Raw genomic sequence first — 26,741 nt, forward strand, 5'->3', positions numbered from 1 at the left:
CGTCATTAAGAGGCCGTCCATGCATAAACTGATTTCCGCACTCACCCGCCTGTACCTGTTCGAGGAACTGCAGCAATACGTCGATGCGGAGGGCGGCGCGCAGCCGCTGACGCCGGCCGTGCTGGCGCGCCATCTGTCGGGCGAGCAGACGGTGGCGGTGCCGCTGGTCAGCGACGCCAGCCATGGCGGCCTGACGCGCGCGCTGGTGCTGGAGTTTGGCGGCAAGGGCGGCGGCGAAGCGCACTGGAGCGCGCTATGCACGATCGCCAATGCCGTGCAGCACGAGCTGGACTTGCCGGCGCCCGCCGTCAGCATCTCGGGCACGGCGTTCCAGTTATGGCTGTCGCTGGCCACGCCCGTGCCCGTCGCCCAGGCGCGCCAGTTCGTGCAGCTGCTGCGCTCGACCTTTTTACCCGCCTCGACCGACATCCTCGCCGCAGCACCGCCCGCTTACGTGGAGCAGGTGGCGCTGCCGCCATGCTTGCAGCCATCGGGCAAGTGGGCCGCCTTCATCCACCCCAGCATGGGCGCCGCCTTCGTCGACGAACCGGGCCTGGACATGCCGCCGCCGCCAGCCGCCCAGCTGGGCTTCCTGGAAAGCTTGCGCAGCATCAACCCTGCCCAGTTCACGCAGGCGCTGGCGAAGTTGCAGGGACATGCGGGCTTGGCTGATGCGGTGCATGCTTCCGCTCCCGCCGCCCCATTGTCAGCGCCAGTGTCCCAGTCACTGACGCAGCCAGGCTTGCTGCTGCAGGACGCCGCCCTGGAAGACATCGTGCGCTGGCTGCATGCGCGCAACATCGAGCCGACGTTCCGGCACCGGCTGCCGTAGGCGACGCGCCATGAAAAACATCCTGCTCATTGCTGCGCTATTGCTGGCTGGTGGCGTCCCTGCCGCATCGCTTGCCGCCGACGCCGCGCCTGCGCTCACCATCGAGAACGCCTTTTCCCCCGATGGCGGGGCGGAGGCGCTGGTGCTCAAGGTCATCGATAGCGCGGCGTCGACGATACGGCTGGCCGCCTATTCGTTCAGCTCGCCCCATGTCGTCGAGGCCTTGCTGCGGGCGCGCCAGCGGGGCGTGGACGTCAGGGTGCTGGTCGATGCGCGGCGCAACGAGCGCAAGAACAGCCGGGCCGCCTTGAACCGGCTCGTCGACGCAGGTATCCCCACGCGCATCATTTCCCGCTACGCGCTGCATCACGACAAGTACCTCGTTGCAGATGGCGTGACCGTGCAGAACGGCAGTTTCAATTACACGGCCGATGCCGCCACCGCCAACAGTGAAAATGTGCTCGTCGTGTGGCACAGTGCGCGCCTGGCGCAATCGTATCTGGCGCACTGGGAAAACCGCTGGGCCAGCGGCATCGACTATGCGCGCGTGCCGGCGGCGGTACCTGCACCGCTGCCGTAATCATTGCCCTGCGCGCGTAGCCAGTCGAACACTTGCCCGACGATGGCCGAACGGGGGTGTTCCGCCACGCCCGACAACCACCAAGTCGCGCCCGGCACCCTGGGATAAGCGGGCAGGATGTGCAGCAGGCCGTGCGCCAGGCTGGCATCGACCAGCAGGCGCGGCAGGCAGGCGATGCCGCGCCCGTCGAGCGTGGCGTCGAGCAACAGGCGCGCATCGTCGTAGATGGCCCGTTTGCGAAAGCGCGCCAGCGGCCCCAGGAACAGGGGCGCCGTGGCGTCGCCCGTCAAGCTTTCTTCCAGGCACACCAGATCCGCGTGTAAATGATGTTCATCTTGCGGTACGCCGGCCAGCCGCGCCGCCAGTTCGCTGTTGCCCACCAGTACCCATTCATCGTGCAGCAGCGGGATTTCCTGCAAGTCCGCTTGCAAAAGGGGGCGGTCGCCGATGGCGATGTCGACGTCGATTTCATCGACGAAGCGGGCGCTCTCATCCACCGACAGCAGCAAACACAGTTCGGGCAGCTGCGCTTCGAGTGCCCGCAGCCGGGGCTGCAGCCAGCCGTGCAGCACGGGCGCCGGGCACACCAGCACCACGAGACCCGGATCGAGATAGGTGGCGATGCGCCCCAGGCCGCTGCGCAGCACGTTCATCGAGCGCTGCACGCTGCGCAGCAGCACTTCGCCCGCCACTGTCAGTTCCACGCCCCGCCCGGCGCGGCGGAACAGCGGCTGCTTGACCTGTTCTTCCAGCAATTGCACCTGGTGGCTGATGGCCGACTGCGTCACGTGCAGCTCGTCGGCCGCGCGCGAGAAATTGCCGTGACGGGCCGCCGCTTCGAAACCCATCAACAATTTCAGCGAAGGAATGCGATGTTCTAACATATGAGAAAACCTAATGAATTAAGGCAAATCATATCATTTGTTTTCATATCTTGATCCATCCACAATGCCGTGCATGCCAATTGGTCCGCCACAGTGCGCGGTGCTGGCTCACTTCAAAGGATGAATCATGAACACACGTCGATATTTCTTGCGCCATTGCATGGTGGGCGGCAGCGCGCTGGCCATGGACGGCATGCTGGCCGCCTGTGGCGGCAGTGCGCCGGAAACTGGCGCTATTACGCCAATGCCACCCGTCAACAGTGGCGGCGCGAATGGCGGCGTCAACCCTGCCGAAGGCTGGCGCATGCCCGACGAGGCTGAAGCGCACAAGGCGACGTGGATGGCGTACGGCGCCTCTAGCGCCGTCTGGACGCGGGCGCAAGTGCCGCAGGTGCAGCTGGCACTGGTGCGCATCGCCAACGCCATCGCCGCTTACGAACCCGTCAACATGCTGGTGCGCCCGTTTGAACTGGCCAGCGCGCGGCAATTGCTCGATGCACGCGTCACCCTGATTTCCGCCGAACTGGACGACTTGTGGATGCGCGACACGGGCCCTGTCTTCGTGCGCAAGCCAAGCGGCGAACGGGCCGGCGTGAAATTCAATTTCAATGGATGGGGCAACAGGCAGCAGTCCGGCAGGGATGGCCTGGTGGCCGACGTGGTCGCCGCCCAGGCGCAGGTGCCGCTGCTGGCCACGCGCCTGGTGCTGGAAGGGGGCGCGCTGGAAGTCGATGGCAAGGGCACGGCCATCATCACGGAAAGCTGCGTGCTGAACAGCAATCGTAACCGGGGCTGGAGCAAGGCCGACTGCGAAGCGGAACTGCGCCGCCTGCTGGGCATCCGCAAGGTGATCTGGCTGCCTGGCATCAAGGACAAGGACATCACGGATGCCCACACGGATTTCTATGCCCGCTTCGTGCGCCCCGGCGTGGTGGCGGCACACCGCGAGATGGACCCGGAATCGTACGACTACGCGCTGACCCGCCGCCACCTGGAGATCTTGCGCGGCGCCACCGATGCCGATAATCAGCCGCTGCAGATCGTCGTTATCGATGGGCCTGAGAAAATTCGGCCTGGAAACAACCCGAACACCTTCGCCGCCGGCTACATCAATTACTATGCCACCAGCAGCGCCATTTTCATTCCCGAATTCGGCGATGCGCAAGCGGACGCCAGCGCCAGGGCGCAGTATGCGCAGCTGTATCCGGGGCGCGCCGTGATCCAGATCAATATCGACCCCATCGCGGCCGGAGGCGGCGGCATCCATTGCACCACGCAACAGGAAATTGCATAAGGGAGAGCAGCATGCAACGACGACATTTCCTCTCGGGCGCCCTGGGCCTGGCGGCCGGCGCCGCCGTGGGCTTGCCCGCCCTGGCGGCAGGCGCGGGCTGGCGCATGCCGGACGAAGGCGAGCGCCACGCCGCCACGTGGATGGCCTTTGGCGCGAATGACGAGGTGTGGGGCAAGCGCCTCAAGGCGGGCGCGCAGGCGAACCTGGCGCGCATCGCGCAAGCGATCGCCAGCGTCGAACCCGTGCACATGCTGGTCAACGAGGAAGACTACGATGTGGCCGCGCGCCTGTGCGGCAACAAGGTCAAGCTGCTGGTGCAGCCCATCGACGACTTGTGGATGCGCGACACGGGACCCGTCTTCGTCAGGAAGGCGGGCGGCGCGCTGGCGGGCGTGAATTTCAATTTCAATGGTTGGGGCGAAAAGCAGGACTAAGACGACGATGCGCTGGTGGCTGGCTTTGTTGCCGGGCGCGCCGGCGTTGCCGTGCTGGAAAGCAGCCTGGTGCTGGAAGGGGGCGGCATCGAAGTCGATGGCCAGGGCACGGCCATCATCACGGAAAGTTGCGTGCTGAACGCCAACCGCAATCCCGGCGTCGGCAAGGCACAGTGCGAGCAGGAACTGCACCGGCTGCTGGGCATCGACAAAGTCATCTGGCTGCCCGGTATCTCGGGGCAAGACATCACCGATGGCCACACGGACTTTTATGCCCGCTTCTGCGCCCCCGGCGTCGTCGCGGCAGGCTTTGAAAGCGACCCATCCTCGCCGGAGCGCGCCGTCACCCAGCGCCACCTCGACATCCTGCGCAAGGCCACCGACGCCCGCGGCCGTCCGCTGCAGGTGGTGGTCCTGCCCGGCCCAGGCCATGTGCGCCCGCAATATGAAAACAAGGATTTCGCCGCCGGCTACATCAATTTTTATGTCTGCAACGGCGCCGTGCTGTGCCCCGAATTTGGCGACGCGACAGCCGACCGCAATACGAAAGCCATCTTGCGCGAACACTTCCCCGGGCGCGACATCGTGCAGCTGAACATCGACGCCATCGCGGCCGGTGGTGGCGGCATCCACTGCACCACGCAGCAGCAGCCGGCGTGAGCGTGCCTGTCCAGCGAACGGTTCAAGCCGCCATTTCCTTCGCCAGCGTGGCCACCAGCTGCGCCGCCCCCATTTCCCGCGCCAGCGGTGCGCCCTGGCCGGCCCATTGCGCGGCGAATTCGCTGTCGCCGTGCTGGCTAGCCACCGCGTTCAATTGTTTGGCGGCATCGTAGGCGACGGGATAGTCGGCCGGTGGCGGGCTGCCTGGCGCTTCGCCATGTTCGATCAGGCGGTTCACCATGCCGCGCGCCAGGCGGCCCGAGAGCACGCTGGTCAGGCGCGTGGCCGCCGCCCGTTCGCTTTTCAGGTTGGCGCGGTAGCCCGCATTTGCCGACGATTCCGGGCATAGCACGAACGCCGTGCCCAACTGCGCAGCCACGGCGCCCAGGTCCAGCGCGGCGCGGATGCCTGGGCCATCCATGATGCCGCCGGCGGCGATGAGGGGCAGGGCGGTGCGGCCTGCCAGCAAGCGCAGCAGGACGCTAGTGCTGTGGCGCTCGTCCGGCGCTTGCGGATCGAAGACGCCGCGATGCCCGCCCGCTTCCACGCCTTGCGCCACGATGGCGTCGATCCCTGCCTGTTCGATCAGGCCCGCCTCGTGCAGATTGGTGGCCGTGGCCATCGTGTAGATGCCGGCCTGGCGCAGGGCGGCGATTTGCTGCGCCGACGGCAAGCCGAAATGAAAGCTGACGACGGCGGGACGCTGTTCCAGCAACAGGGAGAATGCCGCCTCATCGCCGATGAACGTCCGGTAGATCTCGTCGAGTTCCACTGGCACGGCCGTGCCCAGCTCCGCAAACAGGGGCGCCAGATGGGCCAGCCAGGCGGCCTCGCGCCGCGCATCCCTTGCCGCAGGGGCATGGCAGAACACATTGATATTGAAGGGGCCGGCCGTCAGCGCGCGCGTGTCTTCGATCACCTGGCGCGCCTGCGCCACCGTGCCGGCGCCGATGCCCAGCGAGCCCAGGCCGCCCGCATTCGAGACGGCGGCGGCCAGGCGTGGCGTGGAGACGCCCGCCATCGGCGCCTGAATGATGGGGAACCGCAAGCCGAGGCGGTCGAGGAAGCGCTGGGACGGGGTCATGATGTTTCCTTCATCAAGTTGAGGATGCTACGCTATATTCTTATTTTAAGAATATAATAGCATAATCATTTCAAAATAGAGAACATTATGGATATGCAGTCATTGACGATTTTTTGCTCCGTGGCCAGTGAGCTGAGCGTCACTCAGGCCGCAGCCAGGCTGGGCCGCGCGCCGTCCAGCGTCACCACGCGCATCCAGCAGCTGGAAGCCGATATCGGCGCCGAACTGTTCGTGCGCACGAACAAGCGCATGGCCCTGACGGCGGCCGGCGAGCGCTTTCTCGAGTATGCGCAGCGCCTGCTGGCGCTGGCGGAAGAGGCCAGACATGTCGTCACGGGCGGGCGCGAAGGTGGCACTTTGCGCGTCGGCAGCATGGAAAGCACGGCGGCCAGCCGCCTGCCGGCGCTGCTGGCCGCGTATCACGCCCGCTATCCGGCGACGCGCCTGGCGCTGAGCACGGGGCCCTCGCGGCCCCTGATCGAGCAAGTGCGCACGGGCTTGCTCGACTGTGCTTTTGTTGCCTTGCCGCCATCGTTCGGCGGCGCCACCGCATTGGCGGAGCTGGGCCTGGCATCGACAGCCGTGTGGCGCGAGGAACTGTGTTTGCTGCTGCCTGCCAGCGAAGCGCAGGCGCGGCGCGCCGTGGATGTGCGCACGCGCTCGCTCGCGGCCTTCCCGCAGGGCTGCACCTACCGCGGCATCGCCGAAGATTTGCTGGGCGTGGCCGGCAGCACGCAATGGCGGGTGCAGGAGCTGAGTTCATATCACACCATGATCGCCTGCGTGGCGGCCGGCGCCTGCGTGACCTTGCTGCCGGCCAGCGTGCTGGCGCTGTCCGATGCGCCGGCCACCTTGACAACGCTGTCCGCAGGGCAAGCCGACACCTTGCTGGTGTGGCGCGCGGGATTCGACGTGCCCGCCTTTCAACATTTTCAGGCGCAGCTGGGCGAGGTGGCGCCATGAGCGCGGCCGGCAGGCTGCGCGCGGCCATCGCCGCGGCGGCCATCCTCGCCATCGGCATGGGCTTCGGCCGCTTCGCCTTCACGGCCATCTACCCGCATATGCTGGGGGAAAATATACTGACCTTGCGCGACGGCAGCCTGGCCGCCTCGGCCAACTATGCCGGTTACTTGCTGGGCGCCATCCTGGCCATGCGCGCGCGAGCCCACAGCGCGCACCGGCTGTGCCTGTGGTCGGTGGCCGGTACGGCGCTGTGCCTGGGCGTGCTGGCCTTGACCATGCCCGTCTGGCTCATCGTGACGGTGCGCGGCGTGGCGGGCGTCTTCAGCGCCCTGGCCATGGTGGCTGCCTCGCTGTGGCTGCTGGAACAGCGCCGGCATGCGCGCGGCGCGCCGTTGCTGTATGCGGGCGTGGGCGCAGGCATTGCCGTGTCGGCTGAATTGCTGGTGCTGGCGGCCCGGCTGGGCTGGCACAGCGCCGGCATGTGGCTGCTGCTGGCCGGCGTCACCGTGCTGGTGGGGCTGGCGGCTGCGCCCGCCATTGCCGCCAGTGGCCAGGCGACCCTGGATACGCCGCCGCAAGCCACCGCATCGACCTTGGCACCGGTGGCGCCCTGGCCGCTGGTGCTGATCTATGGGCTCGCTGGGCTCGGTTACATCGTCACGGCCACGTATCTGCCCGTGCTGGTGGGCGCGGCTTTGCCGGAGCTCAATTCCGCCCATGTGTGGGCTGTATTCGGCTTGGGCGCGGCGCCGTCGTGTTTCCTGTGGCACCGGCTGCACGAGCGCCTGGGCACGCGCCGGGCGCTGAGGCTGAACTTGCTGCTGCAAGCGCTGGGCGTGGCGCTGCCCGTGCTGGCGCCTTCGGCCGCCGGCTATTTGCTCAGCGCCGTCCTCGTCGGCGGCACGTTTGTCGGCACGGTGACCATCGCCATGCCGGCCGCGCAACGGGCCGCCGGCAAAGCGGGCGCCAACATGATGGCCATCATGACGGTGGTGTATGGCGTGGGCCAGATCATCGGTCCCGTGCTGGCGGGCAGCCTGTATGCGCAGTCGCACAGTTTCAACAGCGCACTATTGGCGGCAGCCGGCGCGCTGCTGCTGGCTATCGTTGTGAGCTTGCGGCTGTAAAACTCAGAGATCGAATGCGCAGCGCATGAAGTCGCCCCGCAGCGCGTTGATCCTGGCGAAATCGCGCGTGTAGTACAGCTTGTTCGTCAGCAGCACCGCATAGCGGCCGCGCCGGGGGCTGAGCCACAGGGCGGTGCCGGTGAAGCCCAGATGGCACCAGACGTCGTCTTCCGGCACTGTGCCTGCCGCCGGGTGCCAGAACAGGCCGCGCGATGGGGTCAGGGCGCCCGTCTGCACCGTCAGCGATTCCCGTACCCAGTCGGCATTGAGCACCTCACCATGCTGCGCTGTTGATGGCGCCAGCATCGCCCGCAGGAAGCGCTGCAGGTCGGACACGTTTGAAAACAGCCCGGAAATGCCGCACACGCCGCCCAGCAGCCGGGTCGAGAAATCATGCGTCACGCCGGAAAGGTGTGCGCCCGCCTGCTCGCAATACTCGGTGGGCGCGACCTGCTTGCCATGCGCAGCTGCCAGCGGGCCAAAGCCCGTGGCGGCCATGCCCAGCGGCCGCAGGACATGCTCGGCCAGGGCCTGGTCCAGGGGCAGGCCCAGCAACCGTTCAATGACCAGGCCGAGGATCAGGGCCGCGCGGTCCGTGTATTCCACGGCCTGGCCTGGCGTGCCTTCCAGCGGCTCGCGCAGCACGCCGCGCACGATATCGTCGTACACCTCGCCATAGCTGGCGCGCAGGCGGGCGCGTAGCGGCAAGCCGGCCGTATGGGTGAGCAGCTGGAAAATGGTGACCGGTGCCAGCGCATAACCTTGGGTGCCGGGCAGCACGTCGGCCAGGCGGCTGTCCAGGCGCAGGCGCTGGCGGTGCACCAGCCAGCCCGTCAGAGACCAGACGCTGATGATCTTGGTCAGCGAAGCGATGTCGAACAAGGTGTCGACTCGCATCGCGGCACTGGCGGGCTCGGGCGTGAGCCGCCCGGCAGCGCCCTCCACGCTGTGGTGGACGCTGCCCACGGCCCAGGTCGCGCCTGGAAAAATGTGTTCCTGTACGCCGGCCTCTACCAGCGCTGTCAGATGGTTTGTATGGTTGCTTATTTGCATGATGATTGTGCTGTGTCTGTCCTGTCACGGTCTGTAACTTCTGCCCCCAGCCAGCGCGCCACCGATTGCGCCACCCATTCCCCCTCGTCCAGCGGCAAGTCGTGGCCCGCGTCGCGGTGGATCAGGCAGTCCGCCTGCCAGGCGCGCGCCAGTTGCTGCGAGCAGCGGTGGTCGACTAATTGATCTTGCGCGCCGGCCATCACCAGCACGGGCATGGCGGGGCGGCTGGCGGGAGCGCGGTAGCGGGCGGCCGACAGCAGCTGGCGCAGCGCGTTGCGGCGGCTGACGGGATATTGTTGTTGATATGCACACCAGTCGGCCAGCAGCGTGGGGTTGCCATGTGCATTCCTGCGGCTGGTCAGGCGCAATATCAGCGCTTCCTGGCTACTTTTGTCGCCCAGCAGCAGCTGGCGCAGCAGGGCGCCGTAGTTTTGCCAGCGCAGGCGCCGGTAAAACGGATTGAATGGCCGCATGCTGGTATTAAGCAGCACGCAGCGGGCAATTTCCTGCGGGTAGCGGCTAGCCCATTCCACGGCCACCATGCCGCCCAGCGACAGGGCCAGCAAATGGTACGGGGCAGCGATGCCGCGCGCCAGCATTTCCTGGCGGCAGGCTTCCACCATGTCTGCCACGCGGGTGGCGCTGTCCTGCGCATGGCGCCTGCCATTGCCGGGCAAGTCGGGCGTGACGATGCTGGCGCCGGGCAAGGCGCGCGCGAGGATGGCGGGAAACTCGCCCCAGTGGCGCTGTTCGCGCATCAGGCCGCGCAATAAAATCCAGGTGTGTGGTTTCATGACTCATACCATTGCGCCAGGGCGCGTCGGCGCTGCGCCTTGCGCAGCAAGCCTTCCGGCATCCAGCGGCCGTGGCTGCTGGCGGCGCGCATGAGGAAATCGAACCACACCAGGTGCCGCCGCAGCACGCGCTGCAAGCGGTGCGCGGCCGTGGGGTTGAAGATGCTGACCCGGTTGAACAGCTGGCGCGGGTTTTTCTTGACCCACAGCCACGAGCCCATTTCCAGGGTCAGCGGCAGGAACACGCGCCCGCTGTAACTGGTGCCGTTCAGGTACAGATAGTCCCACAGGTCGCCATGCGTGCGGTATTGCCGGCTTTGCGGCTCGAACACATAGTTGTGGTTGGGGTAGCTCTGGCTGAACAGTTCTTCCAGCGCGCCGATCTCGGCCAGGTGCTCTATCGGCACCTTGGTATGCGCATGGGGAAACCAGATGCGGTCGCGCAAGCCGAAACCGGAATGGCAATCGAGGGCGATGCTGAACTGGCGCGACAGCAGTTCGCGCTCGACGAGGTCGCACACGGCCTGGCTTTCCAGCTCCATTGGGCCATCCGCCGCGCCCCGGTACCAGGGCAGGCGGGCACTGTAGCGTTGTCCGCCCAGCATGAACGGCACTTTTTCGCGCGCGCTCAGCGGTGCATTGCGCATCAGGTCCACGCCACGCGGATTGCAGCGCGTGGCTTGCCACATGCCGCCCGGATTGACCAGCGGCATGAATACGAGGCGCATGTTTTCCAGCTGCTGATGCAGGGTGGCGTCCCAGCGCAGGCGCGCGATCAGGCTTTCTAGGAAGGACAGCAGCACTTGCGTGCCGATGCGTTCGAGGCCGTGGATGCCGCCAAAAAAGCCCAACACGGGCACGTCGGGGCCGGGGTTGCCCAGCGCAATCGTGTACACGGGAAATTCGCGCCCATCCATGGCGATGCTGCAGGGCGCGGCCACTTCCAGGTGGTTGCCGCCCTCGTCAATGAGGCGCTTCAGCATGACCAGCTCGGGCAGATTCTTTTCGATCATCAGGCGTGTGAAAGGGAAAGTGACAGCCAGTGTAGCCGAAATAACTGCCGCACCGGACGTCCCGCATGGCGAAATATATGCATGGCAAGCATGTCACGAAGCTGTCATTTTTTCTGTGTAGGCTATTGTAGTTGACGCAAGAATTATTACTTGGCAATACCCCGTTTCAACGCGGTTCCACCCTCACACGATAGCGACACGATAGCGATATGACAGGCAGCCCGGCATCCGTCCATGTGCTTGCGCTGGCGGGATACCTGGTGCTGCTGGGCTTCCTGACCGCGGTGGGGCCCGTGCGGGCGCAACCGGCAGAAGGCCCCGTGCTGCAGTTCGATATTGCCGCGCAAAACCTCGGCGATGCGCTTGACCTTTACAGCCGCCGCACGGGCATCGCCGTGCTGATGGACCAGCGCTACGCGCAGCGCCAGTCGGCCGCCGTGCGCGGCGCGTATGCAGCGGGCGTGGCCCTGCAAGCCTTGCTGGAGGGCACGGGCCTGCAATCGCGCCTGTCCGACGCGCAAGCCGTCATCGTGTACGCCCCGGCGGGTGCCGTAGCAACTGCTGCGGACTTGCCGCAGGCCGCCGTCGTGGCCGCTGCCGACATCCCCGGCGCCCTGCAGGGTGGCGGCGACCATGCGGCCTATGTGAGCCGGCTGCAGCATGTGCTGCTGGGGCTGCTGTGCCGCGCGGCGCAGACGCGTCCCGGCGGCTACCGCCTGGCGCTACAGCTGTATCTGAACCGCGCCGGCGTGGTGGACCGCGTGCACCTGCTCGACAGCACGGGCTTGCGCGCGCGCGACACGGCCATCGCGCGCGTGGTGCTGGGCATGCGCGTGGGCGCGCCGCCGCTGCCTTCGATGCCGCAGCCCGTCTCCATCCTGCTGCTGCCGCAAGGGCCGGGCAGCGAAGTCGATTGCGCCCCCAGGACAACGGCAAGGCCCGCGCCATGAGCATGCCGGACCTGCGCACCAAGCTCAAACGCCACCTCAGTTCGCGCTACGCCGTGCTGCGCTGGCGCCTCGAACGCGTGGTCGGCTGCAAGCACAATGCGGCCGATGCGCTGCAGGAAACCTGGCTGCGCCTCGAAGCGATGGTGGCGCCTGGCCCCGCCGCCGCACCCGTCCACAACCCCGACGCCTATCTGCTGCGCATGGCGGCCAATATCGCCACCGATGCCTACCGCCGCGACCGCATCATCGTCACCGAGCGCGAACGCGAAGAACTGATGCACATGGCCGACGAGGCCGGCGACGACATCGGCGACCCCGCGCGCATCGTTTCGGCGCGTCTCGATGTGCAGGCGCTCGACGTGGCGCTGGCCGGCCTGTCGCAGCGCCGCCGGGCCATCCTGACGGCGGCGCGCATCGATGGCATGCTCAACGCGGAGATTGCCGAGCGTTTCGGCATTTCCGTGGCGATGGTGAAGAAAGAATTGCAGGCCGCCATGCAACACTGTAAAACGTGCATGGCCGACGCCGAGGCCGCCCAGCGCAGCGATGTGTCGGGCCGCCGTAAATATTGATGAATCTCATGACTGCTCCTGACCGCGATCCACGCGACCCTCTAGATCATGCCGACGGCGACGCCGCCATCGGCCAGCAAGCCGCTGCCTGGTGGGCGCGGCTGCGTTCCGACGATTTTACGCAGGCCGACGCCGACGCCTTGCGCGCTTGGTGCGCGCGCAGCCCCGACCATGCGCGCGCCTGGCGCGAACTCAAACAAGTGTGGCAGGCGCTAGCCCCTGCCTTGACCCATGCCGCCGCCGGTGCACCACCGCGGGCGAACGTGCTGGCGTTTCCCCTCAGGCCCGGGCGGCGCGCTTTCCTGGGCGGTGCGCTGGCGGCAGGCGTGGCCGTGCTGGCCTTGCGCCCACCGCTGGGGGCCTGGCCTTCGCTGCAAGAGTTGAGCGCCGACTACCGCACGGGCACGGGCGAGCAGCGGCAAGTGGCCCTGTCGCAACAGATGTCGGTGCAGATGAATACGCAGACGCGCATCAATGTGCGGGCGCCGGAAGCTATCGAACTGCTGGGCGGCGAGGCGGAAATCCTCGCCAGCGGGGCGCGCCAGCCCGTCACGGTGGTGGCGGGAGCGGGGCGCTTGCTGGCGCAGTCGGCCCGCTTCAATGTGCGCCACACGGACGATGCCGTCTGCGTCACCTGCCTGGCCGGTGCCGTGGAAGTGGTTTGGCAACAGCATCGCCAGACCCTCGATGCGGGGCAGCAACTGGTGTACGACGACCGGGGCGTGCAGGCGGCCACGGCCGCGCCGGAGGAGGCGAGCACCTGGCGCACGGGCGCGCTGTCGTTTGTCGGCAAGCCGCTGGCCCAGGTTGTCGATGAAATCAACCGCTACCGTCCGGGCCGGGTGCTGCTGCGCAATCCCGAACTGGGCCGCCGCCTGGTGCGCATGCGCTTTTCCATCGGGCAAACCGATGGCGCGCTGGCGATGATACGCGACCTGTATGGGGCGCAAATGACCAGCTTGCCAGGTGGCATCGTCTTGCTGAGCTGATTCCGGGTTTCTGCGCGGGGGCCGGTCAAAAATATTTTTCAAAAAACATTATCCCTTCCGCCATCGAGCTACGTCATGGAGGCATGGACGCCTGCGCCACCGCCAGGCTCCGTTCCCTACTCTCTAGCCAGGAAACCATTGCCATGACCAAGCTTCACACTGCCCAGCGCCCAGTCCCACACGTAGACACGGGCGCGCAGCGGTCCTCCACGCTGGGCAGCCGCTTGCGGCTCACGCCGCTCGCTTACGCACTGACCACCATGCTGATGGCGGGCGCCTTTACCACGCCGGCGCGCGCGCAGCAGGCGTTCAGCGGCGGCTGGTTCGCGGCCAAGGGCGCGGCGCAAAATACGGCGGCCAGTTCGGGCCGCCTGCCGAATGGCCAGCCGCTGCCGTTGGGCAGCCGCCCCGAGGGCCAGCAACAGCAGGCAAATCAACAGTTACAGCGCTCGATCAACAACCTGAACCTGACCGCGCGCGCCATTGCCGCGCAGCAAGCGGCGCAGGCGCAGGCGCGCCAGAATGCCGCTGGCGACCCCAGCGTGCCAAATGGCCTTGCGCAGGGTGGCTTGCAGGTCGACACCAACAGCCTGACGGCCGGCTGGCTCAATGCCCAGGCGCCCGTGCAGACGGTGGCGGCGGGAAAGACGGCCGTGGTGGTGCAGCAGACGGCGGACAAGGCCATCCTGAACTGGGAAACGTTTAACGTGGGCAAGGACACGACCCTGACCTTCCAACAGCAGAAGGATTGGGCCGTATTGAACCGCGTCAACGACCCGCAATCGCGTCCCAGCCAGATCCAGGGCCAGATCAAGGCCGATGGAACGGTGCTGCTCGTCAACCGCAACGGCATTGTGTTTACCGGCACGAGCCAGGTCGATACGCGCAGCCTGGTGGCTGCTGCGGCCCGCATCAGCGACGCGCAATTCCAGAAGGACGGCATCTACAGCCCCGGCACGGCAGGCGCTACGACGTTGACCGATGCGGCCGGCAAGGTGCAGGTGCAGGCGGGCGCGCGCATCGCCAGCAATGCGCCCAAGGGCAGCACGGAAGGCGGCGGTTATGTGATGCTGCTAGGCAAGGAAGTCCACAATGGGGGCGAGATCGGCACGCCCAAGGGGCAGGCCTTGCTGGCCGCGGGCGACAGTTTCAACATTAAAAAGGGCGTGGGCACGGATGGCAACCCGCTGTCGACCACGCGTGGCAGCGAAGTCACGCCGCAGTTCGCGGCCGGCAGCACGTCGGGCAAGGTCGTCAACACGGGCCTGATACAGGCGCGCGAAGGCGACATCACCCTGGCCGGGCGCACGGTGCAGCAGGACGGCGTGCTGCTCGCGTCCACCACCACGGCCACGCGCGGCACCATCCACCTGAATGCCCTGGGCAGCGACGCTGCCGTTACCCTGGGACGCGGCGCCACCACGGCCATCCTGGTCGAGGACGACGGCAAGACCACGGCGCTCGACAGCCAGCGCGACGCCATGCGCGGCCCGGCCGCGACGTCCACGGAAAATATTCTCGCCGTGAACGACCGCCGCGATCAGTCGCGCATCGAGATCGGCAGCACCGGCACGGTGGAATTCCTCGGCGACTCGCTGACTCTTGCCACGGGCGGCCAGATCGCCGTCAACGCCGCCAGCCGCAGCCTCGTGCGCGATGGGGCGCAGCTCGACGTCTCCGGCGCCGTGGGTGTCAAGGTTGCCATGGCGGCCAACAATGTCGAGATCAATGTGCAGGGCAACGAGCAGCGCGATGCACCCGTCAACCGCGACGGCAAGGCCTTGATCAATAACAATATCTGGGTCGATCGCCGCAAGCTGGTGCTGGTCCCGAAGGGCACGAACGGCTACGACAGCGACCGCTGGTACACGGCGGGCGGCTTGCTGGAGGTGGCCGGCTACCTGGGCACGCAGGGCCATTCCGTCAGCGAATGGATGGCGCAGGGCGGCACGGTGAGCTTCGGCGGCAAGGATGTCGTCACGCAAGCCGGCTCCCGCATCAACCTGTCTGGCGGCACGCTGGACGTGCAGACGGGCGCGCTGCGCCAGACCTGGCTGAAAGGCGCGGACGGCAAGCTGTATGAAGCGGGCAGCGCGCCCGCCGACCTGCAGTATGCGGGCGTGTACAAGGGTTACGAGGAAGAACACGCGCGCTGGGGCAAGGAGGCCAGCGCCTTCTACGCCAATCCCTTGATCGCCGCGCAACAGCGCCTGGAAAACGGCTACACGGTGGGCCGCGACGCGGGCAAGCTGGTGATCGCCACGGGGTCGGCCGTACTGGAAGGGGGCATCGCGGGTGACGTCTTCCAGGGCGAGCGCCAGGCGCAGGCGCCGCAGGCGCTGCTCGATGGCTACCAGCAGTCGCAGCTGGCGGCCGCGCAGCGGGGGCAATTGATCGTTGGCCAGTATCAGCCGATGTTCGACAAGCGCACGGGCGTGCTGCAGCATGCGCTGTCGGCCGTCATGGACGAGGTGCGCCTGACGCGCTTGCAGGACGGCATCGCCGCCGGCCTCGACGTGACAAGCGCGCTGGAGCCGGAGCGCCAGGGCAAGCTGCTGCTCGATACCAACTTGCTCAATGAGCAGCAACTGGGGGCCATCCGCATCGCTGCGAAAGGCGCGATCACCGTCGACAGCGCACTGCAGGTGGCCGACGGCGGCAATATCACCGTGTTCGGCAAGGACGTGGCCATCAACGCCAGCCTGCGCAGCCGTGGCGGCAGCATCATGGCCGGTAATGTGCTGAACCAGATCGGTGCGCTGGGCCTGGTCGATACCTTCGTCAATCCGGGCGCGCCCGTGGGCAAGCTGGTGCTGGCCGATGGCGTGAGCCTGGACACCAGCGGTTTGCTGGCCAATGTGCTGCGCGACCCGCTGGCCGCTGCCGGCCTGCCGTACCTGAACGGCGGCACGGTATCGTTGCGGGCGTATGGCGACGTGCGCATCGGCAGCGGCAGCCTGATCGACGTCAGCTCGGGCGCGGCCATCCTGGCGCAGGCGAAACAGCAGGGCGGCAAGGGCGGCAACGTGACCTTGGCCAGCTATGGGCCTAAGGCCGACCTGGTGCTGGGCGAGGGCGCGCAAGTGCGCGGCCATGGCGTGCAAGGCGGCGGCAAGCTGGAATTGCAGGCGAACAAGATCGTGATTGGCCAGCTTGACAAGCCCGAGGCAGGCATCTTGCAGCTGGACGGTGGCTTCTTTGATAAGGGTTTTTCCAGCTATAGCCTGGTCGGCAAGCAGGGCTTGACTGTAGCGGACGGCACGCAGGTGGACGTGCGCATGCCCGTGCTGCGCGTGCTCGACAATGACAGCCTGGCCCTGTGGACGCCGGAGCAGTACACGGAAAACGCATTGAAGGGTACTTTAACGCAGCGCAAGGGCGCCAGCCTGGCATTGCAGGTGGGCGATATCCAATCCGGCGCGGCCGACATGGCCAGCGCCGGACTGCTGGTTGGCAAGGGTGCCGTGGTGAATGTCGATGCGGGCCAGGCCATCAAGCTGTCCAGCGTGGGGCAGTTGACGGTGGACGGGCGCTTGAACGCCTGGGGCGGCAAGATCAGCCTGGGCGGCGTGGGCGTCGACGTGAACGTTTCCGAAGCGGTGGAAGCGGCCGGCCATGGCCGTTCCCTGTGGATAGGCGAGAATGCCGTGCTGGACGTGGCGTCGCGCGCCGTGACGGCCACCGATGTGCAGGGCCGGCGCTACGGCAAGGTGATCGACGGCGGCAGCATCGTCGTCGGCGGCGAAATCAACCATGCGCAGGGCAGTACCTCGGCGGCCAGCTTGTTTGTCGTCGTGCGCGACGGTGCCGTGCTTGACGCTTCCGGCGCGCACGCCGTGCTCGATGTGAACGGTGTGAACGGTGTGAATGGCGCGGCGGTCGATGTGGCCAGCGCGGGCGGCAGCATTGCGCTGGCGTCGAACAATGGCTTGTACCTCGATGGCCAGTTGCTGGCCAGGGCGGGTGGCGCGGGCGCGGCGGGCGGCACCCTGTCCGTGGCTACGGGTTCACCCGAATACCGCAAGGAGCTGGCGCAGGCCAGGGTGCTGCAGGGGCGCCAGTTGAAGTTGACGCAGCACCAGGTCGCCAGCGACCTGCCCGATGGCGTCAGTGCGCAGGACGCGGCGCAGGTGCTGCAGTATGGCCACGGCCGTTTTTCGGTGGAGCAGGTAGACGCGGGCGGTTTCGGCAACCTGGCCCTGCTTGGCGCGGCAAGCTTCGATGGCGACGTGTCGCTGACGATGCAACAGAGCTTCCAGCTGTACGGTGCGCCCATGCTGTCGCCTGGCAGCAAGCCTGGCGCGAAGGTCAGCATCGCGGCGCCGTATGTGCGCCTGGCCACGATCAAGCCCGTCGGGCGTGATTTTTATGTCAGGCCGGGCAGTGCGGGAGAATCGCCGGTCGCCAGCCAGATCCGTATCGAGGGCGACCTGATCGATGTGCGCGGCCTGGTCGACATTGCGGCCAACGATGTGCGTCTGAGCAGTCGCGGCGACCTGCGCTTCCTGCTGTCCCCGCTGGGCTGGGATGGCAATCAAGCGACGACGGTGTTGTCCTCGCCGGGCGACATGACCCTCAGTGCGGCCCAGCTGTATCCGGAAACGGGCGCCGGCGCCGCCGTGCGCGTTGGCTCCGGCTTGGTCGAGGGAAAGTTCGGCTACGACCCTGCGCGCAGCCTGCGCATCGCCCGGACGACAGACAGCGTGCCGGCCATGCCGTATTCCGCCTTCGGTTCGCTGGAACTGGAGGCTGCGCATATCGAGCAGGGCGGCGTGGTGCGCGCACCGCTGGGCCGCCTGGCGATCGGCGCGGCCCGCTATAACAATGACAAGAGCCTGAGCGTGAATCTATTGCCTGGTAGCATCACCTCCGTCAGCGGCGCCGGCCTGGTCATGCCGTATGGCGGCACCGTCGATGGACAGGCCTGGAATGTGGATGGCAAGCCGGCCGCCCTCCTGGGCGTGGGCGGCTTCAGTGGGCAGGGCGGCCTGCTACGCGTCGGTGTGGAAATGGCTGGCGTGGCCGTGGACGTACAGCCTGGCGCGCTGCTCGACCTGTCCGGCGGCGGCGAACTGACGGGCGCCGGCTTTATCGCGGGCCGCGGCGGCTCCACCGACGCGCGCTACCATCCTCTGGCACAAGTGAATGCGAACGGCGGTTTCGTCTTGCCTGGCCTGGCGACCAACCCCGTATACGCCATCGTGCCGGGCGTGCAAACGCCGCAGGCGCCTGCGGGTGGCGAAAAAGGTGCTGCCGATGCGGCCGTGGGCCGGCAGGTGACCATAGGCAATGGCGTGCCGGGCCTGCCCGCTGGCACCTACACCCTGATGCCCTCGACGTATGCCTTGCTGCCGGGCGCCTTCCGCGTCGAATTGAACGTCCAGGCGGGCCAGGGGGGAAGCGCCGCCCTGGCGCAGCAGCTGCGCAACGGTTCGTGGGCCGCACCCGGCACCCTGTCGATTGCCGGCACCGATATCCGCGCGCCGCTGGCCAGCCAGCTGATACTCACGCCGGCCAAGGTCTTGCGCACGTATTCCCAATACAACGAAACGGGCTATGCCGCGTTTGCCCTGGTCGATGCGCAGACGCGCGGCATTCCCCGTGCCATGCTGCCGTCCGATGCCAAGACGCTCAAGCTGACCCTGGCGCAAGATGGCGGTCTGGACACATTCCAGTTCCGGGGCACCGGCAAGTTCGCCGCAGCCGAAGGCGGCTATGGCGGCACCGTGATGCTGGGATCGAGCAATGTCTCCACTGGCGAGATTGAAATTCTCGCCGATGGCGCGCCGGCCACCAGCGGCGCCGGGCTGGTCAGCGTGCGTGCCTCCAGCTTGAACAATATCGGAGCGGCCCGCATTGTGGTGGGCAACATACCGACGGTGGCATACGGCCAGGGCGGCAATTACGTGAACTTCGGCGTCAACTCCGCGCGTGCCATCTACCTGCGCGCGGGAGCCGTCCTGTCGGCGCCCGAGGTATTCCTGGTGGCCCAGGACCCGGGCAATTATATGCAGGGCGATGGCTTGATCGATATCGCGCCTGGCGCGGGTATCAGCACCCTGGGACGCGGCAAGGCCGCGTATGACGCCAACGACGGCTTCATCTACAAGACCCGCGCGGACATGCACGTGCTGGCCGCGTCGAACGGCTTGCTCAATGCGGCGCCGGTCGGCGGTTCGGCGCGTGGCGGCATCCGCATCGGCGTGTGCGACGACGCTTGCGCCGGCACCAGTACAGCGAGCCTGTACTCGGAAGGCACCTTGCTGCTGTCGACCAATGGCAGGTTTGAACTGGACGACACGGCGCGCTACGGCACGCGCAACTTGAGCCTGTCCGTGGGCGCCATCAACATGGGTAGCAGCGAGGCGCTGGCGGCGGCCCAGGCCAGCGGCACGCGTTCCAGCGGCCTGGCCATGAACCAGGGCGTACTGGAGCGCCTGCTGCGCGGCGATACCAGCACGGGCGCGCCGGCGCTGCAGGCGCTGATGCTGAGCGCGGCGGACAGCGTCAATTTCTATGGCGACGTGATGCTCGACACCTACGACAAGAGCAGCGGCAAGTCCACCCTGGACCGCCTGGTGCTGACCACGCCGGCCATGTATGGCCAGGGCGGCGCCGATACCGTGGCCACCATCCGCACGGCCAACCTGATCTGGGGCGGCGCGCTGTCGCCAGCCGGCAATGTGATCGCGCACGGCGCCGGCACGGGCAGCGGCACCCTGAACCTGGAAGCGGAACGCATCGATTTCGGCTTCGGCCCCTTCACGCAGCCGGCCGGTGTCGGCTCGTTCGACCGCCTGGCGCTGGGTTTTGGCACCGTCAACCTGAAAGCGTCGGGCCAGGTCTCGGCCAACCACAAGGGCAGCCTGTCCGTCTACCAGACGCAGGGCGCCTACGAGGCAGGCAAGGGTTACCAGGTCAGCGGCGGCAAGCTGAACATCAGCACGCCGCTGCTGACGGGCGACGCAGGTTCCGCGCACAGCTATACGGCGGGCGGTGCGCTGAAGGTAACGGCGCCGGCCGGCGCGGCGCCAGTGGCTCCCGTCAAAAACAATGATGGGCTGGGCGCCCAGCTGACCTTGCATGGCGACAGTGTCAGCCTGGCGACGGCCGTGGTGTTGCCGAGCGGCAAGCTCACCATCAGTGCGCAGCACGACATCAGCGTGGCCGACGGCGCGCGCATCGACATGGCGGGCCGCAAGAGCACCTTCTTCGACGTGGATAAATACAGCTGGGGCGGTGACGTGACCCTGGACAGCCGCGCCGGCGATATCCGCCAGGCTGCAGGCAGCGTGATCGACCTGTCGGCCGAGAACAACCGCGCCGGCAGCCTGAAGGCCGTGGCCCTCGATGGCGCGGCCGGCATGGTGGATTTGCAAGGCAAGATTGTGGGTGGCGCCAGCGGCAGCTACGACGCGGGCGGCACCGTGGTGCCATACAAGAAGGGCAGCGTGGACGTGCGCGCGCAAACCCTGGGCGCCGGCGGCACGCTGGACAGCCAGTTCGCCGCGCTGAACACGCGCCTGAGTGATGGCGGCGTGACGGGCGGGCGCAGCTTCCAGCTGAAACAGGGCGACTTGACCATTGGCAATGAGCTCAAGGCGGGTGAAGTGCAGGTATCCGTCGACAACGGCCGCCTGACCGTGGCTGGCGTGATCGACGCCAGCGGTGAGCGCGTGGGCAGCATCCGCTTGGCCGGCAAGCATGGGCTGACCTTGGCCGGCAACGCCGTGCTCGACGCGCATGGCACCGTCTTGCGCGTCGACAGCTATGGCAAGATCATCGACAGCCCTAACCGGGCCATGGTGGAACTGAACTCGGGCGAGGGCACATTGGACCTGGCCGGCAGCGCGCAGATCGACGTGCGCCATGGCACGGCAGCCGTGGCCGGCAAGGGCAAGGGAGAATATGACGGCGCGGCGCGCGGCACGGTGGAGCTGAGCGCACCGCGCCTGGGCAGCGGCGGTTCCCGCACCGATGCCGACGCGGCCACCTTTGGCGACATCGGCGTCCATGCCGGCGGCGGCCTGACCATCCGCGGCGCGAAATCCATCGCCGTCAACGCCATGCAGCGCTACGACGATGCGGCCTACGAATTGGCACCGGGCGCCAATGGTCAGCCCGTGCAAGACCTGTCGGCCAGCGGCCGCCCGTACCAGGTGATCAACCAGGCCTATCTTGACAGCAAGCATGCGGACAGCACGGCCTTCATCGATGCGGCGCTGGCCAACACGAACTTGCGTAACGGCAAACTGGCGGGCTTGACCACGGCCGCGTATGCCGATGCGCTGCATTTGCGTCCCGGCGTCGATATCGTCAGCAAGACGCCGGACGGCGACCTGGTGGTGCAGGGCGACCTGGACCTGTCGGGCATGCGCTACGCCAGCCTGAATCCGCGCTTCCAGCAGACGGGCGTGCGCGGTTCGGGCGAGGTGGGCAGCTTGCTGCTGCGCGCCGGCGGCGACTTGAGCATTTACGGCAGCATCAATGACGGCTTCGCGCCGCCGCCCGCCACCAAGGATGACAAAGGCTGGGTATTGCTGCCGGGCCGCGACATCAATGGCAGCGACGTCATCGTGCCGGGCCAGGGCGTGACCGTGGCCGACGGCACGCTGTTCCCGGGCGGCATCGCGCTCAATTACGATTTACCCCTCAAGGGCTTTAATCTGGACGCGAATACGCGCCTGCCCGCGGCCGTGACCCTGGACCAGGCCGTGACCTTGCCGGCCGGCACGGTGCTGGCGGCAGCCGTGCGCGACAGCGCCGGCAATATCGTTCATGCGGCCGGCAGCCTGCTGGCCACGGCGCAAACCTTGGACGCCGGCATGCGCCTCGACGCAGGCAGCGTGCTCAAGCAAACGGTGAAAGTGAGCGCCATGACCTGGCCCAAGGGCGTGCCGCTGCCTGGCGTGGCAGGCGAACGTTCCAGCTTCATGCTCAACGGCAACCTGGCGCTGGCCGTGGGCTCATTGATCCCGTCCGGCACCGACGTCAAGCTGATGGCCAATGTGGAGGCTATCGAGCTGCGCCCGGACGTGGCGGGCAGCCAGGGCAAGCTGTGGGCCATCGCGCCCATGCTGGCCGAAGGCTCGCAAGCGTGGGGCATGCGCCTGGTGGCGGGCGCCGACCTCGATGCAGTCGACACGCGCAGCGTGCAGGCGCATCCCGACCATGGCACCTTGCGCCTGGCCGACAGCCATTACGGCATGTACGGTATCCTGGTGCCGCCGAAGGGCGTGCAGTACTGGAGCCAGGCTGCTGCGGACCTGGGTATCGAAGGCATCGTGGCCGGTGAAATTATCACCGACGAATTCCTCAGCCAGTTCAGCACCAATATCGTGGATTTCTGCGCCGCCGACCCGACCATGTGCGTGTTGAAGGTAGCGTATGTGTGGACCAAGGCCGGCGCGGAAGAGTTCGCCGACCCCAGCGTGAAGGCGGGTGACGTGCTCGACCCGGTGGCGATGAAGTGGCTGACCATTTGCGAGGAATATCCCGCCTGGTGCGGCACCTCCAGCCCCACGTTTGACTACAAGGCGTCCAGCTTGCGTTACAGCGTGCTGCGCACGGGCACGGGCGATTTGGACCTGGTGAGCGGCGGGGACTTGCGCATGGACAGCCTGTATGGCGTGTACACGGCCGGCATGTCGTCCACGGCGACGTTGCCAGGCGACCCGTTCAACCAGGCACGGGCGCGCAATGCCGACGGCAAGGTATTGAACAATCCTGACGGCGAGCATGAACACCTGGTCGATGGCGGCGCCGGCAGCATCTACCGCGCCTGGTACCCCGACCAGGGCGGCAATCTGCTGCTGAAGGTCGACGGTGACCTGAGCGGTTCGCTATTGGGCCGCAGTGCCGCGATCAATTTGCGCCCCGTCACTGCGGACGCGGGCTACGACAGCACGGCCGTGGGCAACTGGCTGTGGCGCCAGGGCAGCGGTGGTCTCGCCATCGGCGGCCTGGCACAGCCGGTGGCCTGGTGGGTCAATTTCGGCACCTATGTGGGCCGCAGCACCCTGGCCGACGACGTCCTGGGTTTTACGGGTTTCGGTACCCTGGGTGGCGGCAATCTGCGCGCCGACGTGGCAGGTGACGCCGGCGCGCTGGCGCTCGCGCAGGGCAGCAGTTATGACGGCAATATCAATACCCGTTCGCAGGGCTTGCTGCTGGCCGTGGGCAGTACGGGCCGCGTGAATGCCGATGGCAGCATGCTGCTGACGGGCGGCGGCGACCTGGACCTGCGCGTGGGCGGCGCCATCAACCCGGCAGGCATGCCGAATGCTGGCCACATGAATGGCGCCCTGGTCGACTTGCGCGGCCACGCGGAAACGTCGGCCGCACAGCTGGGCAGCCTGAAGCTGCAATATGGCACACAAAGTACCGATCACGCGCCCAAAGAAACACGCGCCTACGATGCCTTCACGGCCACGCGTGCCACGCCGCAGGGTGGCATGACTCTGGTGCCGGGCGACGCCACGTTCAGCGTGGCGACCCTGGGCGACCAGGTGCTGCAAGATGTGGCCGATCCGGGCCGCGTACTGATGGTCAACCCGACCTCGGCGCTTGCGCCATCTGGCGAACTGGGCATCGGCTACAGCTGGTTCAGCCTGTGGACGCCGCACACGGCGCTCGACCTGTTCTCCGCCGGCGGCAATCTGACGCCGTTGACGGGGCCGATCGGCACGGAGACCGACTTCGCCACCATTTACCCCTCCATTGTGCGCGTTGCTGCCGCGCATGGCAGCCTGTACTACGGCAAGACGATCGTGGACCGCAATGGCGCCGACAGCTATGCCGCACCTCTGCTGCTGGCGCCTTCGCCGTATGCCCAACTGCAATGGCTGGCCGGCGACTCCATCTATGCAGGCGGCTTTACCATCGGACAGTCCGGCGCGGCGGCGGACAGCATGGCGACGCCGTTCAAGCCAGCCTATATCGCGCGCACCCCCAGCTCGTGGTCGACCGGTCCCCTGGCCAGTAATCTGTCCAGTTCGGGGGTGCCGGCGAGGGCAGATGTATACCCGCTGTTCGCCTTCGGTCCCGATTCGGCCGCCGGTCCCGGCAACAGCGGCACGCAGGCGGCCCGCATCTATGCCGTCAAGGGCGACCTGCTCGGCGTCAACGTCGGGCGCATCGTTCAGTTCTACGACGCCAAGCATGCGGGTATCACCTGGTATGAGGGTGCGCAACCGGTCTGGATGAAGGCGGGGCGCGACATCGTCAGCAGCGGCACGGCGCTGCTGGAAGGCGTCAGAGGCAGCGAGAGCGACATGATGTTCGACAACAGCAGCAATCTGTTCGTGCATAACAACGCCTACGACGTGTCGCTGGTATCGGCCGGACGCGATATCCTCAGCAGTTCCTTCAACGTGGCCGGTCCCGGCACGCTCGATATCAGCGCCGGACGCAACATATTGATGCAGGACAAGGGCAGCGTCGTCAGTCTCGGCCCCATTGTGCAGGGTGACAAGCGTCCGGGCGCCAGCATTGCCATGCAGGCGGGCGTGGGCGCGGCCGGCCTCGACTACGTGCGCTTCGTCAAGCCCTATCTGGACCCCGCGAACGTGGCAAAGACGGGCGTGCCGCTGGCCGACCAGTCCGGCAAGGTGGTGAAATCGTATGAGGGCGAGCTGGCTGGCTGGTTGACTGAACGCTACGGCTTCAAGGGCACGGCCGCGGAAGCGCTGGCCTTTTATCTGGCCTTGCCCGAGCCGCAGCAGCGCGTGTTTGCCCGCGATGTGTATTTCGCGGAACTGAAGGCGGGCGGGCGCGAGTACAACGACTGGGACAGCTCGCGTTATGGCAGCTTTTTGCGCAGCCGCAACGCCATCGCGAGCCTGGCGCCGGTCACCGACGCCGGCGGCAAGGCGATTTCCTATGCGGGCGACATCATCATGTACCGCGGCACGCTTGCTCTCTACAACACGGGCTCGGGATACTATGACCGCATCGTTCCCCGCAGCGGCTACGTGCACACCAACTTCGGCGGCGACATCCAGCTGCTGACGCCGGGCGGCAAGCAGGTGTTCGGCATCGAAGGCGAGGCGCCGCCGTCGACTTCAGGCGTCATCACCAAGGGCGGCGGCAATATCGACCTGTTCTCGCATGGCAGCATCCTGCTGGGCCAGAGCCGCGTCATGACCACGTTTGGCGGCGATATCCTGGGCTGGTCGTCGCAAGGCGACATCAACGCGGGGCGCGGTTCGAAGTCGACCATCGTCTATACGCCGCCCAAGCGCGTGTATGACAACTGGGGCAACGTGACCCTGTCGTCCGACGTGCCGAGCACGGGCGCCGGCATCGCCACCCTGGCGCCGATTGCCGAAGTGCCGGCCGGCGACGTGGACTTGCTGGCGCCGCTGGGCACCATCGACGCGGGCGAGGCGGGCATCCGCGTCTCGGGCAACGTCAACCTGGCCGCGCTGAAGGTGATGAACGCGGCGAATATCCAGGTCAAGGGCGAAGCCAAGGGCATGCCGACGGTGGCATCCGTCAACGTGGCCGCCATGACGAACGCCAGCGCGGCTGCCACGCAGGCGACGACGGCGGCGCAGGACGTGGTGCAGCGCGAACGCGCCGCCACCCGTTCGGCGCAGCCATCCGTGTTTACGGTGCGCGTGCTGGGCTTTGGCAGCGACGCACCGCCTGACAGCGCGCAAGCGATGCCGCAGGACGGCGCGCGCATCGAGGCGGCCGACTACAACCCGCGCAGCGCCGTGCGCGTGCTGGGCCTGGGCCCGCTGCCGGAATCGGCCACGCGCCAGCTGACGGCGCAAGAGCGCAGCAGGTTGTCGCCATGATGGCCCGCTTGGCCGAACCCTTGCCATTGCGCGCGGCCGGCATGGCCTGGTACGGGCCCGCCATCCGGCCCCGTCTGCGGGCGGCCAACGACATGGCGCCAGCGTCGTTGCCGGGGCAGGGCGCCCAGCTGCAAGCGGTGCTGGAAAGCAATTACCGGGGCTTGCACCGGCGCCTGACGCACCACCTGGGTTGCGCCGAGCTGGCCAGCGACAGCCTGCACGACGCCTGGCTGCGCCTGGGCACGCTGGCGGCGGGCGATGGGGCGGCGCTGGCGCACAGCCCCGTCGCCTATGTGTTTCGCGTGGCCTGCAATGCGGCCATGGACAGCCTGCGCCGCAACCGCGCCTGGCTGTATGCGGACGAGGGCGATGGCGAGGCTGGCCTGGTCAATTTCCTGGCCGATACGGCGGCCGGGCCGGAACGCTTGGCCGAACTGCATGCCGATGTGCGCCGGCTGGCGCAGGCCGTCGAACTGTTGCCGCGGCGCCACCAGCAAGTGCTCGAAGCGCTGCGCGTGGATGAGCTGAGCCGCCAGGAAGTGGCCGAGCGGCACGACATGTCGCTGCGTAATGTCGATACGGCCTTGCGCCAGGCGCTCGACCACTGCGCGCGCCACACGGGCCATGCGGCGCTGGGCGGCGTCGGCACGACCCGGCGCAGCCTGAGGCTGAACGTTCGTTCGCGTACAGACGCGTAAATCTCCTGCCG

15 protein-coding genes and 1 pseudogene are annotated in these 26,741 nt (G+C 67.1%); 11 read left to right on the forward strand and 5 right to left on the reverse strand.

All coding sequences use genetic code 11. The features are described from left to right. The first annotated feature begins 19 nt into the window (after window positions 1-19). On the forward strand, window positions 20-832 hold the full coding sequence (locus tag ACQ4W0_RS17565) for a hypothetical protein (RefSeq protein WP_436577896.1): 813 nt from the start codon (window positions 20-22) through the stop codon (window positions 830-832). Further along, the gene (locus tag ACQ4W0_RS17570; protein WP_436577897.1) at window positions 789-1,412 is read left to right on the forward strand and encodes a phospholipase D family nuclease; all 624 of its coding nucleotides are present in this window, start codon (window positions 789-791) and stop codon (window positions 1,410-1,412) included. The genes ACQ4W0_RS17565 and ACQ4W0_RS17570 overlap by 44 nt, the downstream gene beginning before the upstream one ends. Here the strand turns inward: ACQ4W0_RS17570 and ACQ4W0_RS17575 are convergent. Beyond that, window positions 1,370-2,296 carry a LysR family transcriptional regulator gene (locus tag ACQ4W0_RS17575; RefSeq protein ID WP_436577898.1) on the reverse strand — a complete coding sequence of 309 codons (927 nt, stop codon included), beginning with the start codon at window positions 2,294-2,296 and terminating at the stop codon, window positions 1,370-1,372. The genes ACQ4W0_RS17570 and ACQ4W0_RS17575 overlap by 43 nt on opposite strands. A gap of 127 nt (window positions 2,297-2,423) precedes the next feature. On the opposite strand from ACQ4W0_RS17575, the gene ACQ4W0_RS17580 reads away from it, so the two are divergent. Together ACQ4W0_RS17580 and ACQ4W0_RS17585 are read left to right on the forward strand one after the other, a co-directional pair. After that, entirely contained in the window at window positions 2,424-3,590 is a 1,167-nt protein-coding gene (locus ACQ4W0_RS17580; RefSeq protein WP_436577899.1) for an agmatine deiminase family protein, read from the forward strand. Window positions 3,591-3,601: 11 nt separating this feature from the next. After that, window positions 3,602-4,684 (forward strand): annotated as a pseudogene (locus ACQ4W0_RS17585) (agmatine deiminase family protein). Window positions 4,685-4,706: 22 nt separating this feature from the next. Here the strand turns inward: ACQ4W0_RS17585 and ACQ4W0_RS17590 are convergent. After that, the gene (locus ACQ4W0_RS17590; RefSeq protein WP_436577900.1) at window positions 4,707-5,768 is read right to left on the reverse strand and encodes an NAD(P)H-dependent flavin oxidoreductase; all 1,062 of its coding nucleotides are present in this window, start codon (window positions 5,766-5,768) and stop codon (window positions 4,707-4,709) included. Window positions 5,769-5,855: 87 nt separating this feature from the next. Between ACQ4W0_RS17590 and ACQ4W0_RS17595 the strand changes: the two genes are divergently transcribed. Both ACQ4W0_RS17595 and ACQ4W0_RS17600 read left to right on the forward strand, forming a co-directional pair. Further along, a complete protein-coding gene (locus ACQ4W0_RS17595; protein ID WP_436577901.1) occupies window positions 5,856-6,731 on the forward strand; it encodes a LysR family transcriptional regulator in 876 nt (291 codons plus the stop codon). Next, complete coding sequence (locus tag ACQ4W0_RS17600) at window positions 6,728-7,858, forward strand: YbfB/YjiJ family MFS transporter (protein WP_436577902.1); 1,131 nt, start codon at window positions 6,728-6,730, stop codon at window positions 7,856-7,858. Before ACQ4W0_RS17595 ends, ACQ4W0_RS17600 begins: the two co-directional genes overlap by 4 nt. A gap of 3 nt (window positions 7,859-7,861) precedes the next feature. Here the strand turns inward: ACQ4W0_RS17600 and ACQ4W0_RS17605 are convergent, their stop codons facing one another. From ACQ4W0_RS17605 to ACQ4W0_RS17615, 3 genes are read right to left on the reverse strand one after another with little or no spacing between them, the layout of a single operon-like run. Next, window positions 7,862-8,911, reverse strand: a complete 1,050-nt coding sequence (locus ACQ4W0_RS17605; protein ID WP_436577903.1) for a serine hydrolase domain-containing protein — start codon at window positions 8,909-8,911, stop codon at window positions 7,862-7,864. Continuing rightward, window positions 8,902-9,705, reverse strand: a complete 804-nt coding sequence (locus ACQ4W0_RS17610; protein ID WP_436577904.1) for an alpha/beta fold hydrolase — start codon at window positions 9,703-9,705, stop codon at window positions 8,902-8,904. Before ACQ4W0_RS17610 ends, ACQ4W0_RS17605 begins: the two co-directional genes overlap by 10 nt. After that, window positions 9,702-10,718: a M14 family zinc carboxypeptidase gene (locus tag ACQ4W0_RS17615; protein ID WP_436577905.1), complete on the reverse strand. Its 1,017-nt coding sequence runs from the start codon at window positions 10,716-10,718 to the stop codon at window positions 9,702-9,704. Before ACQ4W0_RS17615 ends, ACQ4W0_RS17610 begins: the two co-directional genes overlap by 4 nt. Before the next feature lie 209 nt (window positions 10,719-10,927). On the opposite strand from ACQ4W0_RS17615, the gene ACQ4W0_RS17620 reads away from it, so the two are divergent. The 5 genes from ACQ4W0_RS17620 to ACQ4W0_RS17640 all read left to right on the forward strand — a co-directional run bounded on the left by ACQ4W0_RS17620 (window position 10,928) and on the right by ACQ4W0_RS17640 (window position 26,730). Next, entirely contained in the window at window positions 10,928-11,668 is a 741-nt protein-coding gene (locus tag ACQ4W0_RS17620) for a hypothetical protein (protein ID WP_436577906.1), read from the forward strand. Next, window positions 11,665-12,240: an RNA polymerase sigma factor gene (locus tag ACQ4W0_RS17625; RefSeq protein WP_436577907.1), complete on the forward strand. Its 576-nt coding sequence runs from the start codon at window positions 11,665-11,667 to the stop codon at window positions 12,238-12,240. Before ACQ4W0_RS17620 ends, ACQ4W0_RS17625 begins: the two co-directional genes overlap by 4 nt. A gap of 8 nt (window positions 12,241-12,248) precedes the next feature. Further along, entirely contained in the window at window positions 12,249-13,229 is a 981-nt protein-coding gene (locus ACQ4W0_RS17630; RefSeq protein ID WP_436577908.1) for a FecR family protein, read from the forward strand. Window positions 13,230-13,372: 143 nt separating this feature from the next. Beyond that, a complete protein-coding gene (locus tag ACQ4W0_RS17635) occupies window positions 13,373-26,032 on the forward strand; it encodes a filamentous hemagglutinin family protein (RefSeq protein ID WP_436577909.1) in 12,660 nt (4,219 codons plus the stop codon). Next, on the forward strand, window positions 26,029-26,730 hold the full coding sequence (locus ACQ4W0_RS17640; RefSeq protein ID WP_436577910.1) for a sigma-70 family RNA polymerase sigma factor: 702 nt from the start codon (window positions 26,029-26,031) through the stop codon (window positions 26,728-26,730). The genes ACQ4W0_RS17635 and ACQ4W0_RS17640 overlap by 4 nt, the downstream gene beginning before the upstream one ends. Window positions 26,731-26,741 lie beyond the last annotated feature (11 nt).

Source organism: Janthinobacterium breve, from assembly GCF_051380895.1.
Lineage (GTDB): Bacteria > Pseudomonadota > Gammaproteobacteria > Burkholderiales > Burkholderiaceae_D > Janthinobacterium.